Origin of the sequence: uncultured Sphingomonas sp. (assembly GCF_946477935.1) — a bacterium.
Taxonomy (GTDB): Bacteria; Pseudomonadota; Alphaproteobacteria; order Sphingomonadales; family Sphingomonadaceae; genus Sphingomonas.
In genome coordinates, this window is sequence record NZ_CAMLAC010000302.1 from 1 (window position 1) to 3,595 (window position 3,595).

Below are 3,595 nucleotides of genomic sequence, written 5' to 3' on the forward strand. Positions count from 1 at the left end.
ATCGCCAGCGCCTCGTCCCCCCGCCCCAGGCGGAACAGCGCGCGGCCCTTGCGAACCTGGACGATCGCACGGCTGCGGCTGCCGGGCTTGGTGCGCGGCTCCAGTCTTTCCCACGCGGCCAGTGCCGCGGCGCTGTCCTTCCCGCTGTCGAGCGCGGTGGCCGCGTCATAATCCTGCTGGATGGTGTTGGTCGTGGCCGCGGGCTGCTGCTGCGCGGCCACCGTACCGCCCATGACGAGCGTCGCTGCGACCAGCGCCCGCGCGATGGTGAAATCCTGCATTTCCCCTGGTCCTCCCAAACCTCGTAGTGCGAGGTTTGAACCATCCGAAGGGATAATGCCAGAGGGTCTGTAAGCCGGGTTCTGTCCACCGGCCACAAGGCCGGATGGGCGACCATTCGTCTAGGACGACGCTTGCGCGCCGCCTCAAGCAACCAACCCGGACGGCGGGCGGGAACACGCCCCGGACCATGAAGGCCCATGCCATCCCTATTCGGTTTTGCTCCCGGTGGGGTTTGCCGTGCCGTCCCTGTTACCAGGGCCGCGGTGCGCTCTTGCCGCACCCTTTCACCTTGACCTGCCCGAAGGCTTCGTCCCGAAGGATTGGGTCGTCTGCTCTCTGTTGCACTGTCCCTGGGGTCGCCCCCGCCGGGCGTTACCCGGCACCGTTGTTCCGCGGAGCCCGGACTTTCCTCGCCTCCATCGCTGGAGCCGCGGCCGCCCGACCCTCTGGCGGGGCGGGCTGTAGCGGGGCAGACGGCGCCTGACCAGCCCTATCCGACCAGCGCCGCGATCCAGCCCCGCGCGGGATTGGCCGGGTCGGCAAGCAGCTTGATCGTCAGCGCGATCGACATGACGACCAGCAGCGGCCGCACGCCGCGCCCGCCGAAGCGCATGGCCAGCCGCGCGCCGATCTGGTTGCCCGCGACATTGGCCGCCGCCATGCCCAGGCCGAGCATCCAAAACAGATGCCCGCCCGCGATCATCGCCAGCAGCCCGGCAAGATTGGTGGCGAGATTGAGAAACTTCGTGTTCGCGATCGCGCGCACCAGTCCCAGCCCGCCCAGCGCCACCAGCGCGGTGGTGAGGAACGATCCGGTACCCGGCCCGAAAAAGCCGTCGTAAAAGCCGATCAGCGTCACCACCGCGGTCAGACCGGCGCGCCCCAGCCGGGCATGGCGGTCCACATCGCTCATCGGCGGCGCCAGCAGGAAATAGAGCGCCATCACGATCAACAGCACCGGCACCAGCCCGGCCAGGAAGCCGGGATCGATATGCTGCACGGCAGTGGCTCCCGCGACCGATCCAGCAAAGGCCCCGATCGCTGGCACGGTGAAGCGGTGCAGATCGACATGCCCGCCGCGCCAGAAGGCGAGAAAGGCGGAGCCGGTGCCGATCGCGCTTTGCAGCTTGTTGGTGGCCAGCGCGGATACCGGCGGCACGCCTGCCGCCAGCAGCGCCGGGATGGTCAGCAGGCCCCCGCCCCCGGCCATCGCATCGATCGCGCCCGCGAACAGCGCAACCGTCATCAGGAACAGGACGGCGTCCAGCGTCAGGTGCATGGCGGCTCCCGCGTCCTCTCAAGCTCGGCGATCTCGAAGTCGTAGCGGGACCAGCCGCGCTGGCGGGCGGCATCGGCGGCCGCCGCCTGCTTGCCGCGTGCTTCGGCCAGGGTCTTGGCATGCCCCCAGAACACCTCGGTCTTGCCGTTCTCAAGGATCGCGACGATGCGCCAATAATGGCTGAACGGCGCGGAGGTCGGCCCGATCGTCTTCACATAGCCATCGGGCATCGTCGCGGTCAGATAGAATTTGCGCGCCATGCAGATAGCATCAATCGTCGCCCTGCGGCCGGGGCAGCAGCAGGGCGAGCAGGATCATCCGGCATTCCGCATCGATCTCGCCGTCCACCAGTTCGGGGCGAAAACGGCGCTGGAACGCCATGATCGCCGCCATCCGGTCGGTCACGTCATAGCCGAAGCGTTCCAGCGCCAAGCAGAAGCCGGCCTCCGTCCACATCGGGTCCATCAGGTTCCGGGTCGGGCGCGGCAGGGCAAGCCGCAGGCGGGCGAGTTGGCCCCAGGGGAACAGCTCACCCGGATCGCGCTTGCGCGCAGGCGCGATGTCGGAATGGCCCACGATGTTGCCGCGGGTGATCGCGTAACGATCCTTCAGGTCATGGACCAGCGCGATGACCGCCGCGATCTGCTCGTCGGGAAACGGGCGATATCCCCAGTCATGGCCGGGATTGACGATCTCGATGCCGATGCTCGCCGAATTGACATCGTCGATGGTGCGCCAGTGCGAGCGGCCGGCATGCCAGGCGCGCTTGTCGTCATCCACCATGCGCAGGACCGTGCCGTCCTCCGCCACCAGATAATGGCACGACACCTTGGCCGCGGGATCGCGCAGCCGCTCTATCGCGGACTGCGCGTCCTGCATGCCGGTGTAATGCAGCACGATCATCGTGATGGGCAGCGAGCGCTCGTCGAAATTCGGCGACGGCGTGTCGATGATCGTCATCAGGCTTTCCCCGGCCACGCGCCTTGACCACGCGAGGCCCCGCGCATCGCGGGAATGACACGCGGCGTCAAGCGGCCTTGGCGGCGGCACGTCCTCCACCGGCCTGTCCTTGGGCCGATTGGTAAAATCCGCGAAAGCGGCCGCTCGGCTCGAACCGGTCGGTCTGGCCGATCACCGTCTCGCCCGCACCCAGCACCAGCAGCCCGCCGGGTGCCAGCGCACCGGCCAGCCGGTCGAACGCGCCCGCCTTGGGTGCCGGGTTCAGATACAGCATGACGTTGCGGCACAGGATCAGGTCGAACATGCCCCCCGGCGGGCGATCGGCGACCAGATTGATCTGCCGAAACGCGATATGGCGCAACAGTTCGGGGCGCGCCGTCCATTCGGCCCCGTCGCTTTCGAACCAGCGCATCATCCGCCGGACGGGCAAGCCGCGCTGGATCTCGAACTGCGAAAACCGCCCCGATCGCGCGCGCGCCAGCGCCGCGGTGGAGATATCGCTGGCGACGATCTCCGGCATGGGTGCGCCGGTGGCCTCCTGCCGCTCGGCGAACAGCATCGCCAGCGACAAGGGCTCCTGACCCGTAGAGCATCCGGCGCTCCAGATGCGCACGCGGCGTCCCTGCGCTTCGGCGGCGGCGACCGCATCCACCATCATGTCGAACACCGCGGTGTCGCGGAAGAACGAGGTTTCCTGGTTCACCAGCGCATCGACGATATGCCCTGCCAGCGCGGGATCGCGCCCGTCGAGCAACCGGGCGACCAGATCGTCCAGCGTGTCCAGCCCGCGCGCGCGCATCAACGGCGTCAGCGCGGCATCGATCCGCGTCGAGCGATGGCTGGCGGTATGCTGGCCGGTGCGCACTTCCAGCAGGGCGGCCAGCACGTTGATCGCGGATGCCGACATCATGGCCTCAGCCGGCTGGCGATCAGTGCGCCGATCGCCTCGGGCGGCAGGACGGCGTCGGCGCCGCCATGATTGGCCACTGCCCCCGGCATACCCCACACGACCGAGCTGGTGCGGTCCTGCACCACCACCGCGCCGCCGGCGGCGCGGTGGTGGTGCAGGACCGC

The 3,595-nt window shown here is 68.6% G+C and carries 6 protein-coding genes and 1 other RNA gene; all 7 read right to left on the reverse strand.

The genetic code is table 11. The features are described from left to right. A partial coding sequence (locus tag Q0U08_RS18825; protein WP_298093267.1) for a hypothetical protein occupies positions 1-281 on the reverse strand: 281 nt, incomplete at its 3' end. Between the two features lie 54 nt (positions 282-335). Continuing rightward, positions 336-732, reverse strand: an RNA gene (gene rnpB, locus Q0U08_RS18830) — RNase P RNA component class A. 40 nt (positions 733-772) lie between these two features. Next, complete coding sequence (locus Q0U08_RS18835; RefSeq protein WP_298093269.1) at positions 773-1,561, reverse strand: TSUP family transporter; 789 nt, start codon at positions 1,559-1,561, stop codon at positions 773-775. Then, positions 1,552-1,821 (reverse strand): hypothetical protein, encoded by a 270-nt coding sequence (locus Q0U08_RS18840; RefSeq protein WP_298093270.1) that lies wholly within the window; start codon positions 1,819-1,821, stop codon positions 1,552-1,554. Before Q0U08_RS18840 ends, Q0U08_RS18835 begins: the two co-directional genes overlap by 10 nt. A 10-nt stretch (positions 1,822-1,831) precedes the next feature. After that, positions 1,832-2,521, reverse strand: coding sequence for an N-acetylmuramoyl-L-alanine amidase (locus tag Q0U08_RS18845; protein WP_298093272.1), 690 nt, complete (start codon positions 2,519-2,521; stop codon positions 1,832-1,834). 67 nt (positions 2,522-2,588) lie between these two features. Further along, complete coding sequence (locus tag Q0U08_RS18850) at positions 2,589-3,431, reverse strand: CheR family methyltransferase (RefSeq protein WP_298093274.1); 843 nt, start codon at positions 3,429-3,431, stop codon at positions 2,589-2,591. Next, on the reverse strand, positions 3,428-3,595 hold a 168-nt coding region (locus Q0U08_RS18855), incomplete at its 5' end, for a chemotaxis protein CheB (RefSeq protein ID WP_298093276.1). The genes Q0U08_RS18850 and Q0U08_RS18855, both read right to left, overlap by 4 nt.